This window comes from Bradyrhizobium sp. AUGA SZCCT0169, assembly GCF_018130085.1.
Classification (GTDB): domain Bacteria; phylum Pseudomonadota; class Alphaproteobacteria; order Rhizobiales; family Xanthobacteraceae; genus Bradyrhizobium.
Window position 1 is genome coordinate 44,590 of sequence record NZ_JAFCMC010000021.1, and the last position, 20,832, is coordinate 65,421.

Below are 20,832 nucleotides of genomic sequence, written 5' to 3' on the forward strand. Positions count from 1 at the left end.
CCGGTTTTCCTTGCGCTTTTCCTTCAACTGCGCTTTCCGATCTTGGCTGCCTTTTCGGCATCATACCACCACAGCGAGGGAAGGCCCGAACGGCCGTATTTTGGCAACGGCTCGGCGTGGCTGAAACGATCCCAGCGGGCGTAGCGCGAGAAACCATAGGTGAATTGGGGTATGACATAGAAGTTCCAGAGCAGCACACGGTCCAGCGCTCGGGTCGCCGCCACCAATTCCTCACGGTCCTTGGCAAAAATCACTTGCTCGATCAGCGCATCGACGGCGGGATTCTTGATGCCGACGGTGTTCCTCGAACCCGGCTGATCGGCGGTGCGCGAACTCCAGAATTCCCGTTGCTCATTGCCCGGTGACAGAGACTGCCCCCATTGGTCGATGATCATGTCGAAATCGAAACTGCGGATGCGATTTTGATATTGCGCGTCATCGGCCACCCGGATCGACGTCGTGACTCCGATGCGCTCAAGTGATGGCTTGAAAAACAGGGCAATGCGCTCGGCGGGCGGATCCTGCACCAGGATTTCCACGGTAACAGGCTTGCCGTTGCTATCAACGAGCTTCTGGTCGCGTACCAGAAAGCCTGCCTCCTTCAGAAGCCTCGCACTCTCCCGCAAATTGGCGCGCACCGCCTCCGGATTACCGCCAACCGGATTGACATAGGGCTTTGTGAAGACTTCGGCCGGCACCTTGTCACGCACCGCTTCGAGGATTTGCAGTTCACGTCCTTCCGGCAACCCGGATGATGCAAGCTCTGTACCCTCGAAGTAGCTGTTGATGCGCTTGTACTGGCTATAGAAGAGCTGCTTGTTCATCTCCTCGAAATCGTAGGCGTAATTGAATGCCCGCCGCAAACGCGCATCCTTGAATTGATCCCGGCGCAAATTGAGCACGAAGGCCTGCATCCGGCCTGAATCGTTGATCTTGAATTCTTCCTTGACGACCCGCTTTTCGACGACAGCCGGAAATTCATACTGGGTTGCCCATTGCTTGGCCGAATTCTCGCTAATCCAGTCCGCTTGGTCTGCCTTGAAGGCCTCCAGCGCAACCAGATTGTCGCGAAAGAACTCGAAGCGCAGTTGGTCGAAATTGTTCGTTCCAATTTGAGCCGGAATTTGCGCACCCCAATAGTCCTTAACGCGCTCTAGGGTGACGGAGCGGCCCGCAACGAATTCCTTGATCCGATAAGGACCCGAGCCCAGCGGCGGCTCCAATGTCGTCGACGAGATGTCGCGCTTGCGGCCCTGGCTGTCGGTGCCTTCCCAATAGTGCTTGGGCAAGACCGGCAATTCACCGACGATGGTCGGCAGTTCACGATTTCCCGGACCGTCAAAAGTGAACTTGATATCGCGCTCGCCGGCCTTCTCTGTCTTGACCACGTGCCGGTAATAGGAGCCGTACATCGGGCTGAACTGCTTCAACGCATCAATCGAGAAAATCACATCTTCGGGCGTGACCGGCTTGCCGTCGTGCCAGCGCGCCTCCTTGCGGAGACGGTAGACGACCCAGGAAAAGTCTTCCGGATGAGCCGCCGCTTCGGCCAGTAGGCCATATTCGGTGACGACCTCGTCCTGCGATTTGGTCATCAGCGTCTCATAGATCAGCGTGGCGGCCGGCGCGAGCGAGCCTTTAACGCCGGCGACGGCGAGATTGAAGTTATCAAACGTGCCGATCGAGATCATCCGGGCGACGCCGCCCTTGGGGGCGCTCGGATTGACATAGTCGAAATGTTTGAAGTCGGCTGGATACTTGATGTCACCGAACAGGGAGAGCGCGTGGCGCCATTGCAGCCCATTGATTTCGGACTGGGCGCGGGCGACTTCAATCGCGAAAAGGTTCGCATTAAGCCCCAGCGCCGGGGCCATCGCCGCCACAGCGCCGCCTTGCAGGAGATGTCGTCGGGTGATCGCCAATGCAGAATTCCTGTTGCTGTGGGACCAAGGTCTGATCTTCAGGGCATAATCGCAGGGGTACGATCCTAATCAGAAAACCGGTGTCCGCTTTTCCGGATCATGCTCCAGTGAGGGCCCAGTATAAGGCAAGGGTGCGACGAATTTCGTTGCTTTTTCCTCATGTTATCAGCCAACGCAACGCGCCGGTGCGGCGAAAGGTCCCGATAACAACAACGCGATATGCAAACGGCCAGGCAATGCCTGGCCGTCATGTCGCCGAAGTCCATGCAGGACTGTCGAAATGTTATTTCGCCGCCGTCGGCAGCGGCACCGGCTTGTCCGCCAGCGTGGCCAGATAAGCAATCACGTCGGCGCGCTCGCTGTCCTTTGTGATACCGGCAAAGCCCATCGCGGTGCCCGGAATAAAGCCCTTCGGATTGGCGAGGAACTTGTTCATGTCGTCAAAGGTCCAGGTGCCACCCTTGCCCTTCATCGCGGCCGAGAAGTTGAAGCCGGCGCGCCCCTCGCCCTTCTTCTCGTTGATGACACCGAACAGGTTCGGACCGACCCGGTTGGGGCCGCCCTTTTCGAAGGTGTGGCAGGCCGCGCACTTCTTGGCGGCGCCGGCGCCCTTTTCAACCGAGGCGGTCTGCAGCAATTTCTCGATCGGCTCTGACGGCGCCGCGGCTTCCTTGGCCCCGCCCTGCGTCACTTCCTTCACGGCGATCTCGAAGCCCGGCTTTTCCGGCATATGGGGCGCGAAAATCGCGTTGGCGGCGAAGCTCGTCACCAGGACGAGAAGACAGGTGGCGAGAACGGCGCCGAGAATTTTGTTGAGTTCGAAGGAGTCCATAGTGGCTCAGGCTCCAGGCCTTAAAGGATCGACTTAAAGGCCGGCAAACGGCCGCGGTTTAGCCTCAGGAATCAGGCTTTCGCGCCGCACCCTCAGCAGGGTTGAGATATCGGTTTGCCCGGGCTCTGGCAACCCGTATAAACGCCCCGACTTTCCGCCAATCCCCATTATTTCCGGCCTGTTTTCGCTAGCCCGTGACCTCGCACCCGATGACCGAAACCCGCAACCTGGTGCTGATTCCCGCCCGCATGGCCGCCACAAGGCTGCCCGGCAAGCCGCTCTTGGACATCGGCGGGGTGCCGATGATCATCCATGTGCTGCGGCGGGCGGAAGCTGCCAACATCGGCCGGGTCGCGGTCGCCACCGACACGGCGGAAATCGCCGCCGCGGTGACGGCCCATGGCGGCGAAGCGGTCATGACCCGCCCAGACCACCCGTCCGGCTCGGACCGGATTTACGAGGCGATGAAGGCGCTCGATCCCGACGGCGAGGCCGAGATCATCGTCAATCTGCAAGGCGATTTTCCGACCATCTCGCCGGAGAATATCCGTGACGTGCTGCCGCCGCTGGCCGATCCGGCGGTCGATATCGCGACGCTGGCGGCCCAAATCCATACCGAGGAAGAGGACCTCGCGCCGAGCGTGGTCAAGGCGGTCGGCTCGCCGATCGGCCCGCGGCGGTTGCGGGCGCTTTATTTTACGCGGGCGACGGCGCCCACCGGCGTCGGGCCACGCTACCATCATATCGGCCTTTACGCCTATCGCCGCGCCGCGCTGGAGCGCTTTGTGGCGCTGCCGCCCTCGCCGCTCGAGCAGCAGGAGAAACTCGAGCAGCTCCGAGCGCTGGAAGCCGGCATGCGGATCGACGTCATGATCGTGGACACGGTCCCGCGGGGCGTCGATACCCCGGCCGACCTCGAAACCGCCCGCCAGATGCTGGCCAAAACCTGAACGGCTGATACAAGGCCCCCAGAAAGACGACATGACAAGCAAGCTGAAAATCGCGTTCCAGGGCGAACCTGGTGCCAACTCCCATATCGCCATCGTCGAGGCCTATCCGGACGCCGAGCCGTTGCCGTGCCCGACCTTCGAGGACGCGCTGGCCGCGATCTCCTCAGGCGAAGCGGATTTGGGGATGATCCCGATCGAGAATTCGGTCGCCGGCCGCGTCGCCGACATCCATCATCTGCTGCCGCATTCCGGGCTGTTCATCGTCGGCGAGTGGTTTCTGCCGATCCACCACCAGCTGATGGCGCCGCGCGGCGCCAAACTCGCCGACATCAAGACCGTCGAGAGCCACGTCCACGCGCTCGGCCAGTGCCGCCGCATCATCCGCAAGCTTGGCATCAAGCCGGTCGTTTCGGGCGACACCGCCGGAAGCGCGCGCATCGTCGCCGAACGCGGTGACAAGCATTGCGCCTCGATTGCGTCACGCCTCGCCGCCAATATCTACGGTCTCGACATTCTGGCCGAGGACGTCGAGGACGAGGCCCACAACACCACGCGCTTTGTGGTGCTGGCGCGCGAAGCCCAGTGGGCCGAGCAGGGATCGGGGCCGCTGGTCACGACTTTTGTTTTCCGGGTGCGCAACCTTCCCGCCGCGCTCTACAAGGCACTCGGCGGTTTTGCCACCAACGGCGTCAACATGACCAAGCTGGAAAGCTACATGGTCGACGGCGAATTCTTCGCCACGCAATTCTACGCCGATGTCGACGGCCACCCCGAGGACCGGAGCCTGGCGTTCGCGCTGGAGGAGCTGAAATTCTTCTCTCGTGAATTCCGCATCGTCGGCGTCTACCCGGCGCAGCCGTTCCGCCTGACGTTCAGCGAGATGGTGGATTAAGTGGCGCGGCGAAACTCTCTCAACACGTCGTCCCGGCCTTGAGCCGGGACCCATAGCCACCGGCCTTCGTGATGAAGGAAGGCAATAACCAGTTCATCCAATAATAATTGCTGCGGCGTATGGGTCCCGGCTCAAGGCCGGGACGACACCGTGCTACGCTGCGGCTTTGCTGCTGAGCCCGAACGCATCCGCCAGCAAGCTATACGACTTCTTGCGCGCGTCGTGATCGTAGACCGCGGTGATGACCATCAGTTCGTCCGGCTGGCTTGCCGTGATCATCGGCTGCAGCTTGGCCATCAGCGTTGCCGGGTTGCCGACGAACAGCCGCGAGCGGTTGCGCGCGATCGAGGCCCGTTCGGCGTCCGAATAGGGATAGGCCAGCGCCTCCTCGACATCAGGCAGTGGCAGATACTGGCCGCGGTCGCGGCGCAGGCGATTGAGGTCCATCGAGGACGCCAGCTTTTCGGCCTCGGCGTCGGTTTCGGCGGCAACGGCGGCGACCGCCAGAATGCCGTGCGGCGCCGGGCGCCAGCCCGACGGTTTGAAGCGCGCGCGGTAATGCGTCATCGCCTCGATCGCGTCATAGGAGGCGAAGTGATGCGCGAACGCGAAACCCATGCCGACCTGGGCGGCAAGTTCGGAACTGTAGTCGCTGGAGCCCAGCAGCCAGATCGGCGGCAGCGGCGAATCGTCCGGCATCGCGACCACATTGTTGTAGGGGTGGCCGGCCGGGAACTCGCGCGTCTCCCACAGGATGAGCTCCTGCAGCCGTTCGAGGAAATCGTCACCCTCGCGCTTGTCGAGCCGGCTGCGCAACGCGTAAGCCGTGGCGCCATCGGTGCCCGGCGCACGGCCGAGTCCGAGGTCGATGCGGCCTGGGAACAGCGCCTCCAGCATCTTGAAGCGTTCGGCCACCACCAGCGGCGCGTGATTGGGCAGCATCACGCCGCCGGAGCCGACGCGGATGTTTTTCGTCACCGCCGCGATCTGTCCGATCATCAGATCGGGTGCGGGGCTCGCGACCGAGGTGAGGTTGTGATGCTCGGCAAGCCAGTACCTGACATAGCCAAGCTCATCGACATGGCGCGCCAGATCGATGCTGTTGCGCAAGGCCGCAGCGGGTTTGGTGCCTGTGGTGACGACGGAGAGGTCGAGGACTGAAAGCGGGATCATCGCCCTAGACTAGTGCGGCCGGCGGAAGCGACAAAGGCCCGGCCTGCGCAGATCAGGCCCGCGCTGCCGGCGACGGGAGTCAGGACTCGAGACCGCTCCGCGTGGGACATGACGCCATATGCAGGATTGATATCGATCCAGCCCACCAACTGGTTGAAGCATCTTGCAGGACTTAGAAATGGCATAACTATCTGTACTATATAATCTTTTTGTACCGTCTGGCTCGAAGATCATTCTGCCCACCATCCTATTATAACGGCCACAAATTTCACTATTCACGTAAAAATTGGGCAAATTCCCATCCTTGATGGGCTGTATGGACGGCCTCGTTTGGCCTATTTTAGCTGATGGCCGCTCGGCCTGATGCCCCTCCGCCTGTGGAGCCTGTGAGTGCCATGACCGAAGTTACGTCCGCTGCGTCCATTCACCGCGCGCTGCAATCGCCAAAAATCTCCTTTGAGTTCTTCCCGCCGAAAACCGAGGAGATGGAGCGCTCGCTCTGGGAAACCATCAACCGGCTGGCGCCGCTTGCCCCCAATTTCGTGTCGGTGACCTATGGCGCCGGCGGATCCACGCGGGAGCGCACCCATTCGACCATCGCCCGCATCCTGAAAGAGACCAATCTGACGCCGGCCGCGCATCTGACCTGCGTCGGCGCCCCGAAGGGCGAGATCGACGACGTGGTCGCGCGCTATCACGAGATCGGCGTCCGCCACATCGTGGCGCTGCGCGGCGACCCCACCACCGGCATCGGCACCGCCTACAACGCGCATCCCGATGGCTATCAAAGCTCGCCCGACCTGATCGCCGGCATCAAGAAGCGCTATCCCGATTTTGAAATCTCGGTCTCGGCCTATCCGGAGAAGCATCCGGAGAGCCCGAACCTCGACGCCGACATCGACACGCTGCAGGCCAAGGTCGACGCCGGTGCGGCGCGCGCCATCACCCAGGTGTTCTTCGATAACGACCTTTATCTGCGCTACCTCGACCGCGTCCGCGCCCGCGGCATCAACATCCCCGTAGTGCCCGGCATCATGCCGATGCACAATTTCAAGCAGGCCCGCAGCTTCGTGACCCGCGCCGGCACCACGGTGCCGTCCTGGCTCGCCGACAAGTTCGAAGGGCTCGACGACGACGCCGAGACGCGAAAGCTCGTGGCCGCAACTGTCGCGGCGGGCCAGGTGCAGAAATTGGCAAAGCAGGGCGTCGACACCTTTCACTTCTACACCATGAACCGCGCGGACCTCGTGTTCGCGATCAGCCATTTGCTGGGCATCCGTCCCAATGGCGCACAGAAAGCTGCCTGATCCGATGACCGTACCTGTGTCCCCGAAGCGAACCGCCCTGCGCGCGGCTGCCCGCGAACGCATCCTGGTGCTCGATGGCGCCATGGGCACCATGATCCAGGGCCTGCAATATGACGAGGCCGCGTTCCGCGGCGAGCGCTTCAAGGATTTCCACCGCGACGTCCGCGGCAACAACGATCTGCTGATCCTGACCCAGCCGCAGGCGATCGAGGACATCCACGCCGATTATTTGCGCGCCGGCGCCGACATCGTCGCGACCAATACCTTCTCCTCGACCTCGATCGCGCAGGCCGATTACGACATGTCGGACCTCGCCTACGAACTCAATCGCGACGGCGCGCGGCTCTGCCGCAACGCCGCCGAGCGCGTCACCGCCGAGGACGGCAAGCCGCGTTTCGTCGCCGGCGCCTTGGGCCCGACCAACCGCACCGCCTCGATCTCGCCTGATGTGTCCAACCCCGGCTACCGCGCCGTCACGTTTGACGATCTGCGCAAGTCCTATGGCGAACAGATCAACGGTCTCCTGGACGGCGGCGCCGACCTGCTGCTGGTCGAAACCATTTTCGACACGCTGAACGCCAAGGCGGCGCTCTACGCGATCTCGGAAATCTGCGAAGAACGTAATATCGACGTGCCCGTGATGATCTCGGGCACCATCACCGACAAATCCGGCCGCCTCCTCTCCGGGCAATTGCCTGAGGCCTTCTGGAATTCGGTGCGGCATGCCAAGCCGATCACGATCGGCTTCAACTGCGCGCTCGGCGCCGAGGATCTGCGCGCCCACATCGCCGACATCGGCCGCGTCGCGGATACGCTGGTGTGCGCCTATCCGAACGCCGGCCTGCCCAACGAGTTCGGCCAGTACGACGAGAGCCCGGAGTTCATGGCGGGCCTGATCGGCGAGTTCGCACAAGCCGGCCTCGTCAACATCGTCGGCGGCTGCTGCGGCACCACGCCCGCCCACATCGCGGCGATTGCGGCGGCCGTCGCCCCGCACAAGCCCCGCGCCGTTCCGGAGATTGAGCCGCGTCTGCGGCTGTCCGGCCTGGAGCCGTTTGAGCTCACGCCCGCGATCCCGTTTGTAAACGTCGGCGAGCGCACCAACGTCACGGGTTCGGCGAAATTTCGTAAACTGATCACCGCTGGCGACTACACCGCGGCCCTGCAGGTCGCGCGCGACCAGGTCGAGAACGGCGCCCAGATCATCGACGTCAACATGGACGAAGGCCTGCTCGACTCCGAAGCCGCGATGGTGACGTTCCTCAACCTCGTCGCCGCCGAGCCCGATATCGCCCGCGTCCCCGTCATGGTGGACTCCTCGAAATTCAGCGTGATCGAAGCCGGCCTGAAATGCGTTCAGGGCAAGCCGGTGGTGAACTCGATCTCGATGAAGGAGGGCGAGGAAAAATTCATCCACGAGGCCCGCATTGCGCAGCGCCATGGCGCGGCCGTGGTCGTGATGGCGTTCGACGAGGTCGGACAGGCCGATACGTTCGCGCGCAAGACCGAGATCTGCAAACGCGCCTATGACATCCTGGTCGACCAGCTCGGCTTCCCGCCCGAGGACATCATCTTCGACCCGAACATCTTTGCGATCGCGACCGGGCTGGAGGAGCACAATAATTACGGCGTCGACTTCATCGAGGCGACGCGCTGGATCCGCCAGAACCTGCCGCATGCGCATATTTCCGGCGGCGTTTCGAACCTGTCGTTCTCGTTCCGCGGCAACGAGCCGGTGCGCGAGGCGATGCATTCGGTGTTCCTGTATCACGCCATCAAGGCCGGCATGGACATGGGTATCGTCAATGCCGGGCAGATGATCGTCTATGACGACATCGATCCCGAGCTGCGCCAGGTATGCGAAGACGTCATCCTCAACCGCGATCCCGGTGCGTCCGAAAAACTGCTGGCGCTGGCGGAGAAATTCCGCGGCAAGGAGAAGCAGACCAAGGAGCAGGATCTGGCCTGGCGCGAATGGACGGTCGAGAAGCGGCTTTCTCACGCGCTGGTGCACGGCATCACCGAATATATCGAGGAAGACACCGAGGCGGTGCGCAAGACCGTCGAGCGGCCGCTCAACGTGATCGAAGGCCCGCTGATGGACGGCATGAACATCGTCGGCGACCTCTTCGGCGACGGCAAGATGTTCCTGCCGCAGGTGGTGAAGTCCGCCCGCGTCATGAAGCAGGCGGTGGCCTATCTGATGCCGTTCATGGAAGAGGAGAAGGCGCGCAACCTCGCCAATGGCGTCACCAGCAACGGCGGCCGCAACGCCGCCGGCAAGATCGTGCTCGCGACCGTCAAGGGCGACGTCCACGACATCGGCAAGAACATCGTCGGCATCGTGCTGCAATGTAACAATTTCGAGGTGATCGACCTCGGCGTCATGGTGCCGGCCGCCAAGATCATCGAGACCGCCAAGGCCGAGGGCGCCGACATCATCGGGCTGTCCGGCCTGATCACGCCCTCGCTGGACGAGATGAGTTTTCTCGCCGGCGAGATGCAACGGCAGGGCATGAACATGCCGCTGTTGATCGGTGGCGCCACCACCAGCCGCGTTCACACCGCCGTCAAGATCGACCCGAACTACAAGGGCGGCCCGGTGGTTCATGTCAACGACGCCAGCCGCGCCGTCGGCGTGGCTTCTTCGCTGCTGTCGCCGGACCGCCGCGAGGCCTATGCCGCCGACATCCGGACCGAATACGCGAAAATCTCCGCGGCGCATTTCCGCGCCCAGGCCGACAAGAAGCGGCTGAAGCTGGCGGATGCGCGCGCCAACGCGATGACCATCGATTTCGCCAAGACGCCGCCATCGAGGCCGGCGTTCCTCGGCATCCGGAGCTTTGACGCCTACGACCTTGTTGAATTGGCCGAATACATCGACTGGACGCCGTTCTTCCAGACCTGGGAACTGACCGGGCGCTTCCCGGCCATTCTCGACGATCCCAAGATCGGCGAAGTCGCCCGCTCGCTCTATGACGACGCCCGCAAGATGCTGGACCTGATCATCAAGGAGAAGTGGTTCACGGCGCGCGCCACCATTGGCTTCTGGCCGGCCAACGCTGTCGGCGACGACATCAAGGTGTACGCGGACGATACCCGGAAGACCGAGATCGCGACCTTCCACACGCTGCGCCAGCAACTGGAGAAGCGCGAAGGCCGCTTCAACTCGGCATTGTCCGACTTCATCGCGCCGGTCTCTTCCGGCGTGCCCGACTATATCGGCGCCTTCGTCGTCACCGCCGGGATCGGCGAGGACGTCGTCGCCGACCGCTTCAAGAACGCCAATGACGATTACTCCTCGATCCTGTGCAAGGCACTGGCCGATCGTCTCGCCGAAGCCTTCGCCGAACGGATGCATGCGCGCGTACGCCGGGAATTCTGGGGCTATGCACCGGACGAGGCGCTGGCGCCGGATCAGCTGATCCTTGAACAATATGCCGGCATCCGCCCCGCGCCCGGTTACCCCGCGCAGCCTGATCACACCGAGAAGGCGACGCTGTTCCGGCTGCTCGACGCGGAGAACACCGCGGGCGTAAAACTCACCGAGAGTTATGCGATGTGGCCGGGCTCGTCGGTGTCCGGACTCTATTTCAGCCACGCCGAGAGTTTTTACTTCGGCGTCGGCAAGATCGAGCGCGACCAGGTCGAGGACTACGCCGCGCGCAAGGGCATGAGCGTCGCCGAGACCGAGCGCTGGCTGGCCCCGGTGCTGAATTACATTCCGTCGCAGGATCAGCCGGCGGCAGCGGCGCCTGCGCCGATCGCGGCAGTCCCCGCCAACGATGTCGCCTCGCATCCGCCGGGGTGCACCTGCGCGGTGCATCTGGCGTATCGCAAGAAGGCGGTGGGAGCGTAAGGCTTCCCGGCATATACCACTGTCATCACCGGGCTTGACCCGGTGATCCATCTTCAGGAGACTCTCTCGAAGGTGGATGGATGCCCGGGTCAAGCCCGGGCATGACAGAGTGTGCCGAGGCTCCTCCATGAAATTCTTCTCCTTCTGGCGATCGCTGGCGAGCTTTCGCGTTCGCATCGCGCTCAATCTGAAGAACCTGCCGGCGGAAGTCGTGTTCATCGATCTCGACGCCAACGCGCAGCGCGGTGAAGAATATCGCCGCGTCAATCCGCAGATGGCGCTGCCGTCGCTGGTGCTGGATGACGGCACCGTGCTGTTTCAGTCGCTCGCGATCCTCGAATATCTCGAGGAGATGCATCCCGCTCCGCCGCTGCTGCCGGCCGATCCGCGCGCCCGCGCCCGGGTGCGCGGGCTCGCGCAAATGGTCGCCTGCGAAGGCCATCCGCTGCTGACGCCGCGGGTGCGCCGCTATCTCGATCACGAACTGAATTTGCGCGACACCCAGCAGGCCGCATGGCGGCGACACTGGACCGTGGAGACGCTGGCGGCGCTGGAAGGCCATCTTGCCGGCCACACGGACACGGGGCGCTTTTGCCAAGGTGATGCGCCAACATTTGCAGACATCTGCATGGTCGGGCACGTCACCGCGGCGGTCAATCAGCAGATCGACCTTGCGCCCTATCCGGCCGTGAAGCGCATCTATGATGCCGCGATGGCGCTGCCGGAATTTGCCAGCGCGCATCCATCGATGCAGCCCGATACGCCGGAGGCGATGCGGCCGAAGGGGTGAGTGAACTTATCGTCCCGGCGAACGCCGGGACCCATACCGCGTGATCTCTCGATGAGGACTCGGTAACAGAGACCATTCGCAAAACCTCTTCCTGTGGTTATGGGTCCCGGCTCAAGGCCGGGACGACGGCGGTGTTTGTTGCGACACTCTGCACTGAACGCACCTTCACGATGTCGCGGCCTGCTGCGCCCGAGCTTTGCCAGAAATTTCCTTGCCCTCCAATGAGAGGGTGCAGGGAAGACCGGGTGCGCGCTGCACCCGCGGTCCCGTGTGCGGTTTGCACTAAGTAGGCTGCACACGAGCATACAGGGCAGCGGAGAACACCCGGCCTTCCCTGCGCAATGGCTTTACGACTTATGCCGTGATCTCCCCGGAGACGAGTTCTGGTTGACTCCGTCGCCGCCGTTTCCGCTTGCGCTTCTCCGACAGCTTGACGCCTGTAACGGGCGCCAGGACCACACGGTTTTGCCGTACGCTTAATCCACGCCGTCGTCAGACGTGAACCAGCGTCCACCGCAACCCGCCGCGCGTTCGTGACGTGCGCACGCCCCTCTTGTCGGGCGGGACGCGACGATTCAAACCGCTGATTTGCCCGACGAGGGAAGCGGAATTTTGCCCGTCGGGTTAATTTGTCGCAGCCACTCTCGCTACGTCGTCATTGCCTGCGACAAACGCGAAGCGTTTGCGCAAGGGAGCGACAGCGACGAAGCAATCCATGCCTCCGCAAGTGGTGCCATGGATTGCTTCGCGGAGCCTGTCATCCGGCGGCGCTACGCGCCGACCGGGTGGCTCGCAATGACGGAGCTGGATTGTCATTTGCACGTCCGATCCACTGTGTGCGCCAGCTCACATTCAAGCGATGATGCCCGCCGTACTCACGAACGGCCGAAGCAAATCCTTCCCAAGGCTTCGCGCAGGATGCAGTTGTAGCTCAGTTGGTTAGAGCGCCTGTCTGTGGAACAGGAGGTCGGTGGTTCGAACCCACCCAACTGTACCAGCCTTTCAAGGCGGTCAAATCAGCTTTCATCGCAACTCCCATTTTGCCTGGTTCTCCATCGAGCAGAACCAACTATTTGCCGAGCCCGAATTTCACTGCGGCCGACGGCAGGTGAGCCGCAAGGAGTTGCACCATGTCGCGACGCTGGTTGCGATCCTCAATACGTGCTGACGATCGCAATTTTCTTCATGACCGAGCGGACACCTGAACAACTGTTCAGAAATTTTCCATGAACGATGTGAATGACGCGCGCGTCAAACGGCCATGCACACGATTCGACACATTGACACGATCGGCGACGAAGCAATTTCGGCGCGCGTCATTGTGGCGCACGCCGAGATGAATGTGCAGTTCGTGTCTGATTTGCCTTGCGGATTCGCTTGCCGGTCCACGCTTCAAGAAGAGGCGAGTGCACCAACGTGTTTCAGCTCACGTTCAGCCGACGACGACGATCATAGGGTTCGAACTACGGAGCAGATCCCCTGCTACCACAACCCAAGGAGCTACCATGTCGTTTCGTAAAGCAATCCTCTCCGCGTTCGCTGCAACCGCCATCCTGGTTGCCGGCGTCTCCGCAAGCAGCGCGGGGCATTGGCGTCACCATCACGGCCATCATCACCACGGCCATCACCATCATGGTCATCACCATCATGGCCACCACCACCATCACGGTCACTGGCATTGGCGCTGGCACCGTCATCATGGCCATCACCATCATCATGGCCATCATCATCACCACGGTCACCACCATCACGGTCACCACCACCACCACTAACGACGAAAAGCCGGCCGACGCCGTCGGCCGGCTTAACGCCTCGGCTTGATCGCCATCGCTGGAGAATGACAATGAAGAAATTTCTACTGGTTGCGGCGCTCTTGTCTTCGTCGGCCAGCGCCTGGGCGCACGATCACCAGGGAACGAATGGCGGCAGGGTCGAGGATGCCGGCTCGTACCATGTCGAGCTGGTTTCGAAATCCGAGAAGGTCGACCTCTACATCAGCGATGCGAACCAGAAGCCGATCGCCGCAACCGGATACAAGGCCGTTGGCATCTTCGTCGTGAATGGCAAAGCCCAACGCATTGCGATGGAACCTGCCGGAAGCGGGCGGCTTTCCGGAACCGCCAGCGATACGCTGACGGCGCAGCCGAAGGGGGTGGTGCAACTGACCTCACCCGATGGCAAGACAGTGCAAGCCAAATTCAACTGAGGTTGGGGGATGCCGACCGTAATAGTATTCAGTTTCGAGCGTGAATATACACCCGGTCTGGACCAGCAGCCCCGTTCATCAAAGCCTCGTGAACCGTTGCTGGCCTGAAGGCGACAGAAAGATGCAAGACGACTACAAATGGCTCGCAGCTCGCGTTAGCCATCTTTAATCTGACCTATGCAGGGCCGAGAGCCCTGTGATATTGTGAGCTTGATGAACGCGAACCCAAAGCTTTGGCAGTTTATTTGTGCGGTGATCGTCCTGATCGCCGTTCAATTCGCGCCTGCCTTGGCCCGCGCCCATGCCGACCAGGCCCACCGCCTGCAGGGACATGCCCACGTTCATCATCACGCGGTGCCTCACGCCGCCCATGTGCCGGTGGCGCATCACCTCACCAAGGCTGCGTTCACCAGGGACGTCTTTGCCGAGGCTGCCTTCACCAAAGAGGCCTTCTTCACCAACGAGGCTGACCTCACCGAAGCCAACGGATCTATCCCGCACCGGCTTTTCCTGACCGCAGGTCGGGTGCCCGATGCAGCGCCGATCGACGCGGACGGATGCGTGGACGGTTGTTGCGGGGCGGGCATGGGGTGCTGCGGCGGCGCCGCTTTGGTTGCAGCCTCGCAATGTTTGCCTCCTGCAGTTCATTCGCACCGACTTGATGTCACCGGTGCCGTGCTTGCTTCGGGCATAGAACCCGCAAGCCTGCGTAAACCCCCCCGAGCGTTCACCTGAGCAAAGATATCGCGGCGGCACGATGTGCCGGCCGCGCGAGCGAGAACACGCTTCTTCTCAGGTGAGTCATTCAGATGTCTTTTTTGTTCCGTGCCGCGCGGTGCGTGGCGGCTATGTCATTCCTGCTCATGGCAGGCCCGGTGCTGGCGCACGAAGGCCACGATCATGGCGCGCCCGCTCCGGCGTCGAGCGCCAGTCTCGCGCCGCGTGCCGAGACCGACTCGGATGCGCACGAACTGGTTGCGATTGCGCGCGAAGGCGTGCTCGTCATCTATCTCGACCGGTTCGCAACCAACGAGCCGGTGGATGGCGCCGAAATCGAAATCGAAACGCCCGCCGGGCCGCAGAAGGCCGCAGCCAGGCCGGGCGAGCCCTATCGCCTCGACGCGCCCTGGTCCAGCAAGCCGGGCGCTTACGACCTGATCTTCACGGTCGCGAAAGACGGCAATGTCGATGTGTTGCCCGCCCGGCTGGTGATTCCGGATCTTCCAGGGGCGAAGGCCGGACCGACATCGTGGCTCTCGACCTCCGCCATTGCGGGAGAGGTCGGCTATCACTTCAATCACGACGGCCCGGCGCTGTTCATCGCCATCCTGGCCGGGCTTGCTGCCGGGATCGGCGTCATGGCGCTGATCCGGCGGCGTCGCAGAGCGGCGGCAATGGTTCTCGTCGTCGCCGGCGCGTTCGTCCTGTCCAACAATTCATCGCGCTCCCATGACGGCCATGATCGCGCCGCTCCGGCAGCCGCGATGCAGTCGGTTCGCGACCTCGCACAGCGCCTGCCAGATGGCGGCGTGTTCGTGCCCAAGAGCACGCAACGCATTCTCGCCCTTCGTACCGTGATGACCGAATCCCGTGCGCACCCGCGCGCCATCGAGCTGCCGGGCCGGATCATTCCCGATCCGAACGCCAGCGGCTTCGTGCAGGCTTCGGTGGGCGGCCGCCTCTCAGCCCCGCCCGGCGGTTTTCCGAGACTGGGGACGCCGGTCAAGAAAGGCGACGTGCTCGCTTATGTCGACCCGCCGCTGCAGGCCATCGACGTGTCGGATATGCGCCAGCGCCAGGGCGAACTCGACCAGCAAATTTCCATCGTGGAGCGCCGGCTCGCCCGCTATGAAACGCTGGTGCCGAGCGGCGCCATTGCCCGCTCCCAGCTCGAAGACACGAGGTCGGAGCTGCAGGGCTTGAAAGACCGCCGCGGATCGCTCGACCGGGCGCGCCGTGAGCCCGAAGCGCTGCTGGCGCCAGTCGACGGCGTCGTCGCCGAAGGCACACCGGTGGCCGGACAGATCGCCCAGTCCAATGCGGTGATTTTCCACATCGTCGATCCGACCCGTCTGTGGGTCGAAGCCCGCAGCTTCGATCCGCTGGCCGGCGTTCGCAGCGCGACTGCGAATCTCGGGACCGATCGTACCTTCACGCTGGTCTATCAGGGCTCAGGCTTTGCGGACCGCAATCAATCGATTCCGGTCCAGTTCGCCATTCAGGGCGACCATTCCGGCCTTCGCGCCGGGCAGTTCGTCACGGTGCTGGCCACCACCAATGAGGAAAAGGTCGGCCTTGCGGTGCCGCGGGCCAGTCTGGTGCGCAACGCCAACGGGCAGGAGGTGGTTTACGAACACGTCACGCCGGAGCGCTTCGAACAGCGGCCGGTGCGGGTGGAGCCGCTCGACGGCGACCGCGTGTTCATCGCCACCGGCCTTGCCGGCGGCAAGCGCCTCGTGGTGCAGGGCGCCGAACTGCTCGACCAAGTGCGCTGAGGAGCCGAGCAGATGTTTCGCTTTCTCGTCACACAGTCGCTGCGCAACAGCCTCCTGGTCATCGCGGCTGCGCTGGTCCTGGTATTGCTCGGCATCTTCAGCGCTACCCGGCTGCCGGTGGACGTGTTTCCCGACCTGAACAAGCCGACGGTCACGATTATGACCGAGTCGGACGGGCTCGCGCCCCCAGAGGTCGAACAGCTCGTCAGCTTTCCGATCGAGACCCAGATGAACGGTGTTCCCGGCGTGACGCGGGTCCGCTCGGTTTCCGGCATCGGCCTTTCAATCGTCTATGTCGAGTTCGACTGGGGTACCGATATCTATCGTAACCGGCAGCAGATCGGCGAGCGCCTCAATCTGATCCGGACCCAGTTGCCGCCCAATACGGTTCCGCAATTGGGACCGATCAACTCCATCATGGGGCAGGTGCTGCTGGTCGCGGTGACCAGCGACCGCGCTTCGGCGATGGAAGTGCGCGAGACCGCCGACTTCGTGGTGCGGCCGCGGCTGCTGACCATCCCCGGCGTCGCACAGGTGATTCCGATGGGCGGCGAAGTCCGGCAATACCGGATCGCGCCCAATCCGCCGGCGCTGCGCAGCCTCGGCGTCACCTACGAGCAGGTCGAACTCGCCCTCAATCAGTTCGGCGTCAATACCGGCGGCGGATTTACCGATCAGCATGCCCGCGAATATCTGATCCGCAATATCGGGCGGACCACCAATCTGGACGACCTCCGCAACGTGGTGGTGGCGCAGGTCAATGGCGGGCCGGTCTATCTGAAGCAGGTTGCCACCGTCGAGTTCGCCCCCAAGGTCAAGCGCGGCGACGCCGGCTATATGGGCAAGCCGGCCGTCGTCGTCTCGGTCGAGAAGCAGCCCAACGTCGATACGATCAGGCTCACGCGCGAGATCGAACAGGCCCTGAAGGAAATCACGGCGTCGCTGCCGACGGGCATGAAGGCCGACCAGATCATCTTCCGTCAGGCCAATTTCATCGAGACCTCGATCGGCAATGTCGAGCGTGTCCTGCTCGAGGCCGGCGCGGTCGTCGCCATCGTGCTGTTTCTGTTCCTGATGAACTGGCGGACCACGGCGATCTCGCTGGCTGCGATCCCGGTATCGATCCTGACCACCGCGGTCGTGTTCTATTTTGCCGGCCTGTCGATCAACACGATGACCCTTGGCGGCATCGCCATCGCCATCGGCGAACTGGTCGATGACGCCGTCGTCGACGTCGAAAACATCTTCCGGCGGTTGCGCGAAAATCGCGCCCTGGAGCATCCGCGCTCCGCGTTCGATGTGGTCGTCTCGGCATCCCAGGAAGTGCGCTCCGGCATCGTCTATGCGACCGCCATCATCGTTCTGGTGTTCGTGCCGCTGTTTGCACTGTCGGGCATCGAAGGCCGGCTGTTTGCGCCGCTTGGTCAGGCCTACATCATCTCCATTCTCGCCAGCCTTGCGGTCTCCATCACCCTGACCCCGGTGATGGCGTATCACATGCTTCCGCATCTCAAGCGCCTCGATCATGGCGACAGCGCGCTGGTCGCGATGCTCAAGCGCGCCAATGCGGCCTTGCTCGAACGGGTTTTCCACCATCAGCGCGCCCTGATGGCTGCCGCGCTCGCGGCGGTCGTGATGGCGGCGGTTTCCGCATTCTATCTTCCCCGCGCATTCCTGCCGCCCTTCAACGAGGGCACCTTCACGATCAACATGCTGTTCAATCCGGGAATCTCGCTCGCCGAATCCCATCGCGTCGGGTTGATTGCCGAGCGCCTCATCCTTGAAGTGCCCGAGGTCAAGACCGTTGGCCGGCGAACCGGCCGGGCGGAGCTCGACGAGCATGCCGAAGGCGTCCATTCGTCGGACCTCGAGGTCAATCTCAAGCCATCGAAACGGCCAAAGACCGAAATTGTCGCGGATATAAGGGCGCGGCTCGCCGTGCTTCCCGCTGCGATCAATGTCGGCCAGCCGATTTCGCACCGGCTCGACCATCTGCTTTCGGGCGTCCGGGCCGAAATTGCGCTGAAAGTCTTTGGCGACGATCTGAACAGCCTGCGCGCGACCGCTGACATGTTGCGCGGCAAGCTTTCGGAGATTCCGGGTCTCACCGACCTGCAGGTCGAAAAGCAGGTCCTGATTCCGCAGCTGGAAATCCGCGTCGACTATGGCCGTGCCGCGCTTTATGGCGTGCAGCCGGCCGCCGTGATCCAGCAGCTCAGCCGGCTCTCGAACGGCCGCGTCATTTCACGGGTGGTGGACGGCTATCGCCGGTTCGACGTCACGATGCGGCTGCCGGACCGGCTTCGCACCACGCAAACCCTGGGCGACCTCTTGATCGAAACGCCGGCCGGATGGATCCCGGCGCGGCAGATCGCCGACGTCAAGGAGACCGAAGGCCCCAACCAGATCCTGCGCGAGAACGGCCGCCGCCGTGTGGTGGTGCTGGCGAACGCCGACGGGACGGCCGACATGACCGACATCATCGCGGCGATCCGCAAGGTGACCGCCTCGACCAGGCTTCCCGAGGGTTTCTACGTTCGGCTGGAGGGAACGTTCCAGGCCCAGGAGGAAGCAAGCCGGACCATCGGCGTGCTCTCGCTGCTGTCACTGTTGCTGGTGTTTGCCATTCTCTACAGCCGCTACCGCTCGGCCGTGCTTGCCTTCATCATCATGGGCAACGTCCCGCTGGCGCTGATCGGCTCGGTCGCGGCGCTCTGGCTGGCGGGCCAACCGCTCTCGGTTGCGTCGATGGTTGGATTTGTCACGCTGACCGGCATTGCGGTTCGCAACGGCATCCTGAAAATCAGCCACTACATCAACCTGGCGCTGAAGGAGGGAATGCCGTTCGGGCACGACCTCGTGGTTCGCGGCAGCGTCGAGCGGCTGACGCCGGTCTTGATGACGGCGATGTCGGCCGGTGTCGCGCTGGTGCCGCTGCTGATCGATGCGGCAACGCCCGGCAAGGAAATTCTGCATCCGGTGGCCGTGACGATTTTCGGCGGTCTCCTCAGCGCGACCCTGCTCGACACGCTGCTGACGCCCGTTCTGTTCCTTCGCTATGGCGAAGCGCCGCTGGAGCGGCTGCGAAGAGGCGCTGGCGGCAGTGCGGAGACGGCCGCGGCAAATTCAGCCGCCGAAGCTTTTTGACATCAACATCCGGAGAATGACGGTGAATGCGAAATTTTTGATGGTCGTGGCCGTGCTGGCCTGGTCGACTTGCGCCTCGGCGCACGACGAGAGAGGAACGAATGGCGGCTGGGTCGCGCATGCCGGTTCGTATCACGTCGAACTGGTTTCGAAATCGGACAAGCTCGAACTCTTCGTCAGCGACGAGAACCAGAAATCGATCCCGGCCACAGGGTTCAAGGCGGTTGCCATCCTCGTTGTCGACGGCAAATCGCAGCGAATCCTGCTCCAGCCTGCCGGCAGCGCGCTGCTTTCCGGCACAGCCAGCGTCGCATTGCCGGTTCAGCCAAAAGGTGTCGTTCAACTGACCGGCCCTGATGGAAAGACGGCGCAGGCAAAATTCGACTGAGCGGATTGCGAAGCGAGAGCCAAGTCGATCAACCAAACTCCCGCGGCGAAGCCCGCGGGGATTTTTTCATCGGTGCGGCATTTTGCGCATTGGCTGAGGCAGGACAGGAAACCGGTCTGAACCGGACGGCTCTAGCCAATGACATACTTGTTCAATAGAACGGCGCGATATCGGGGTTGAGGATTTTTCGAGAGAGGTTGCATGATTTCATTCGCGCGCATGGTGAAGCTCGCAGGCGTTGCTTCGGTGCTGCTGGTTTCCGCTCCCAATGCCGGTCATGCCCAGGCCGACAACGGCTTTCCGTTCGGGATGGAAATGACCATGGATGTCCCGCCGCAGCCCGGCTCCAAGCGAATACCGAATCTGGAAATCGGCGACCGCGGCGAAGTGGTGCTCGAACTCTGGTGCAAAGGCGGCAAGGGCCAGTTTTCGGTGGCGGGCAACACCGTGATCTTCGTCGCCGGCGCGATGGAGAACCGTAATTGTCCGCCCAATCGCGCCCAGGCCGACGACGAACTGATTGCCGCACTGACCGATGCCGCGACCTGGAAGCGGCAGGGCGATGCGATCTCGTTCATCGGCACCAGAACGCTGCGGTTCCGGCTCAACACGAACTAGGCGCGCGAGTCGAGCCGGAGGCTGCGGCCGCTACCAGCGGAATGAAAAGAAAACCTTCGGCGGCAGCGGCTGCGGATTGAGCGCGACCCAGTCCAGCCTGGAGGTAAACTGGCGCAGCAATCCGCCGACGACGATGATGCCACCGGCAACGCGGTCGAGTTCATCTGATGTCAATGCTTCGGGTTTGACGGGAGTGAAATCGGTCATGGCTGTTTTCCCTTGGTTAGGCGCCGCACGATGCTGCGACGAACGG

General features: G+C 62.7%; 16 protein-coding genes and 1 tRNA gene. 13 read left to right on the plus strand and 4 right to left on the minus strand.

Translation table 11 applies throughout. The features are described 5' to 3' along the window. Window positions 1–23: 23 nt before the first annotated feature. A complete protein-coding gene (locus JQ609_RS22365) occupies window positions 24–1,874 on the minus strand; it encodes an extracellular solute-binding protein (protein ID WP_212275024.1) in 1,851 nt (616 codons plus the stop codon). Window positions 1,875–2,205: 331 nt separating this feature from the next. After that, the gene (locus JQ609_RS22370) at window positions 2,206–2,754 is read right to left on the minus strand and encodes a cytochrome c family protein (RefSeq protein ID WP_212206243.1); all 549 of its coding nucleotides are present in this window, start codon (window positions 2,752–2,754) and stop codon (window positions 2,206–2,208) included. Between the two features lie 209 nt (window positions 2,755–2,963). Between JQ609_RS22370 and JQ609_RS22375 the strand changes: the two genes are divergently transcribed. Then, window positions 2,964–3,704: a 3-deoxy-manno-octulosonate cytidylyltransferase gene (locus JQ609_RS22375; RefSeq protein WP_212274983.1), complete on the plus strand. Its 741-nt coding sequence runs from the start codon at window positions 2,964–2,966 to the stop codon at window positions 3,702–3,704. A 31-nt stretch (window positions 3,705–3,735) separates the two neighbouring features. Further along, window positions 3,736–4,596, plus strand: a complete 861-nt coding sequence (locus tag JQ609_RS22380; RefSeq protein ID WP_212274984.1) for a prephenate dehydratase — start codon at window positions 3,736–3,738, stop codon at window positions 4,594–4,596. 153 nt (window positions 4,597–4,749) lie between these two features. Here JQ609_RS22380 and JQ609_RS22385 read toward each other — a convergent pair whose 3' ends face one another. After that, window positions 4,750–5,769: an LLM class flavin-dependent oxidoreductase gene (locus JQ609_RS22385; protein WP_212274985.1), complete on the minus strand. Its 1,020-nt coding sequence runs from the start codon at window positions 5,767–5,769 to the stop codon at window positions 4,750–4,752. Window positions 5,770–6,164: 395 nt separating this feature from the next. On the opposite strand from JQ609_RS22385, the gene metF reads away from it, so the two are divergent. The 11 genes from metF to JQ609_RS22440 all read left to right on the plus strand — a co-directional run bounded on the left by metF (window position 6,165) and on the right by JQ609_RS22440 (window position 20,579). Next, window positions 6,165–7,076, plus strand: a complete 912-nt coding sequence (metF, locus tag JQ609_RS22390) for a methylenetetrahydrofolate reductase [NAD(P)H] (RefSeq protein ID WP_212274986.1) — start codon at window positions 6,165–6,167, stop codon at window positions 7,074–7,076. A gap of 4 nt (window positions 7,077–7,080) precedes the next feature. After that, a complete protein-coding gene (gene metH, locus JQ609_RS22395) occupies window positions 7,081–10,935 on the plus strand; it encodes a methionine synthase (RefSeq protein ID WP_212274987.1) in 3,855 nt (1,284 codons plus the stop codon). Window positions 10,936–11,062: 127 nt separating this feature from the next. After that, window positions 11,063–11,725 carry a maleylacetoacetate isomerase gene (maiA, locus tag JQ609_RS22400; RefSeq protein WP_212274988.1) on the plus strand — a complete coding sequence of 221 codons (663 nt, stop codon included), beginning with the start codon at window positions 11,063–11,065 and terminating at the stop codon, window positions 11,723–11,725. A 920-nt stretch (window positions 11,726–12,645) separates the two neighbouring features. Continuing rightward, window positions 12,646–12,722 (plus strand) — tRNA-His (locus JQ609_RS22405). A gap of 560 nt (window positions 12,723–13,282) precedes the next feature. After that, window positions 13,283–13,546 carry a hypothetical protein gene (locus JQ609_RS22410; RefSeq protein ID WP_212274989.1) on the plus strand — a complete coding sequence of 88 codons (264 nt, stop codon included), beginning with the start codon at window positions 13,283–13,285 and terminating at the stop codon, window positions 13,544–13,546. 22 nt (window positions 13,547–13,568) lie between these two features. Beyond that, the gene (locus JQ609_RS22415) at window positions 13,569–13,931 is read left to right on the plus strand and encodes a hypothetical protein (protein ID WP_249128293.1); all 363 of its coding nucleotides are present in this window, start codon (window positions 13,569–13,571) and stop codon (window positions 13,929–13,931) included. Window positions 13,932–14,144: 213 nt separating this feature from the next. Next, entirely contained in the window at window positions 14,145–14,666 is a 522-nt protein-coding gene (locus JQ609_RS22420; RefSeq protein ID WP_212274991.1) for a hypothetical protein, read from the plus strand. Window positions 14,667–14,740: 74 nt separating this feature from the next. After that, window positions 14,741–16,426, plus strand: coding sequence for an efflux RND transporter periplasmic adaptor subunit (locus tag JQ609_RS22425; RefSeq protein ID WP_212274992.1), 1,686 nt, complete (start codon window positions 14,741–14,743; stop codon window positions 16,424–16,426). A 12-nt stretch (window positions 16,427–16,438) separates the two neighbouring features. Beyond that, entirely contained in the window at window positions 16,439–19,573 is a 3,135-nt protein-coding gene (locus JQ609_RS22430; protein ID WP_212274993.1) for an efflux RND transporter permease subunit, read from the plus strand. Between the two features lie 22 nt (window positions 19,574–19,595). Then, window positions 19,596–19,961: a hypothetical protein gene (locus JQ609_RS22435; protein ID WP_312014882.1), complete on the plus strand. Its 366-nt coding sequence runs from the start codon at window positions 19,596–19,598 to the stop codon at window positions 19,959–19,961. A 201-nt stretch (window positions 19,962–20,162) separates the two neighbouring features. Next, window positions 20,163–20,579: an META domain-containing protein gene (locus tag JQ609_RS22440; RefSeq protein WP_212209617.1), complete on the plus strand. Its 417-nt coding sequence runs from the start codon at window positions 20,163–20,165 to the stop codon at window positions 20,577–20,579. 30 nt (window positions 20,580–20,609) lie between these two features. Here the strand turns inward: JQ609_RS22440 and JQ609_RS22445 are convergent, their stop codons facing one another. Beyond that, entirely contained in the window at window positions 20,610–20,786 is a 177-nt protein-coding gene (locus JQ609_RS22445; protein ID WP_212209618.1) for a hypothetical protein, read from the minus strand. Between the last annotated feature and the right edge of the window lie 46 nt (window positions 20,787–20,832).

Excerpts from the sequence above, each read along its gene's own strand:
- JQ609_RS22365 (WP_212275024.1), bottom strand. The coding sequence starts at position 1,874 with ATGGCCCCGGCGCTGGGGCTTAATGCGAACCTTTTCGCGATTGAAGTC.
- JQ609_RS22370 (WP_212206243.1), bottom strand. The coding sequence starts at position 2,754 with ATGGACTCCTTCGAACTCAACAAAATTCTCGGCGCCGTTCTCGCCACC.
- JQ609_RS22375 (WP_212274983.1), top strand. The coding sequence starts at position 2,964 with ATGACCGAAACCCGCAACCTGGTGCTGATTCCCGCCCGCATGGCCGCC.
- JQ609_RS22380 (WP_212274984.1), top strand. The coding sequence starts at position 3,736 with ATGACAAGCAAGCTGAAAATCGCGTTCCAGGGCGAACCTGGTGCCAAC.
- JQ609_RS22385 (WP_212274985.1), bottom strand. The coding sequence starts at position 5,769 with ATGATCCCGCTTTCAGTCCTCGACCTCTCCGTCGTCACCACAGGCACC.
- metF (WP_212274986.1), top strand. The coding sequence starts at position 6,165 with ATGACCGAAGTTACGTCCGCTGCGTCCATTCACCGCGCGCTGCAATCG.
- metH (WP_212274987.1), top strand. The coding sequence starts at position 7,081 with ATGACCGTACCTGTGTCCCCGAAGCGAACCGCCCTGCGCGCGGCTGCC.
- maiA (WP_212274988.1), top strand. The coding sequence starts at position 11,063 with ATGAAATTCTTCTCCTTCTGGCGATCGCTGGCGAGCTTTCGCGTTCGC.
- JQ609_RS22415 (WP_249128293.1), top strand. The coding sequence starts at position 13,569 with ATGAAGAAATTTCTACTGGTTGCGGCGCTCTTGTCTTCGTCGGCCAGC.
- JQ609_RS22420 (WP_212274991.1), top strand. The coding sequence starts at position 14,145 with ATGAACGCGAACCCAAAGCTTTGGCAGTTTATTTGTGCGGTGATCGTC.
- JQ609_RS22425 (WP_212274992.1), top strand. The coding sequence starts at position 14,741 with ATGTCTTTTTTGTTCCGTGCCGCGCGGTGCGTGGCGGCTATGTCATTC.
- JQ609_RS22430 (WP_212274993.1), top strand. The coding sequence starts at position 16,439 with ATGTTTCGCTTTCTCGTCACACAGTCGCTGCGCAACAGCCTCCTGGTC.
- JQ609_RS22440 (WP_212209617.1), top strand. The coding sequence starts at position 20,163 with ATGATTTCATTCGCGCGCATGGTGAAGCTCGCAGGCGTTGCTTCGGTG.
- JQ609_RS22445 (WP_212209618.1), bottom strand. The coding sequence starts at position 20,786 with ATGACCGATTTCACTCCCGTCAAACCCGAAGCATTGACATCAGATGAA.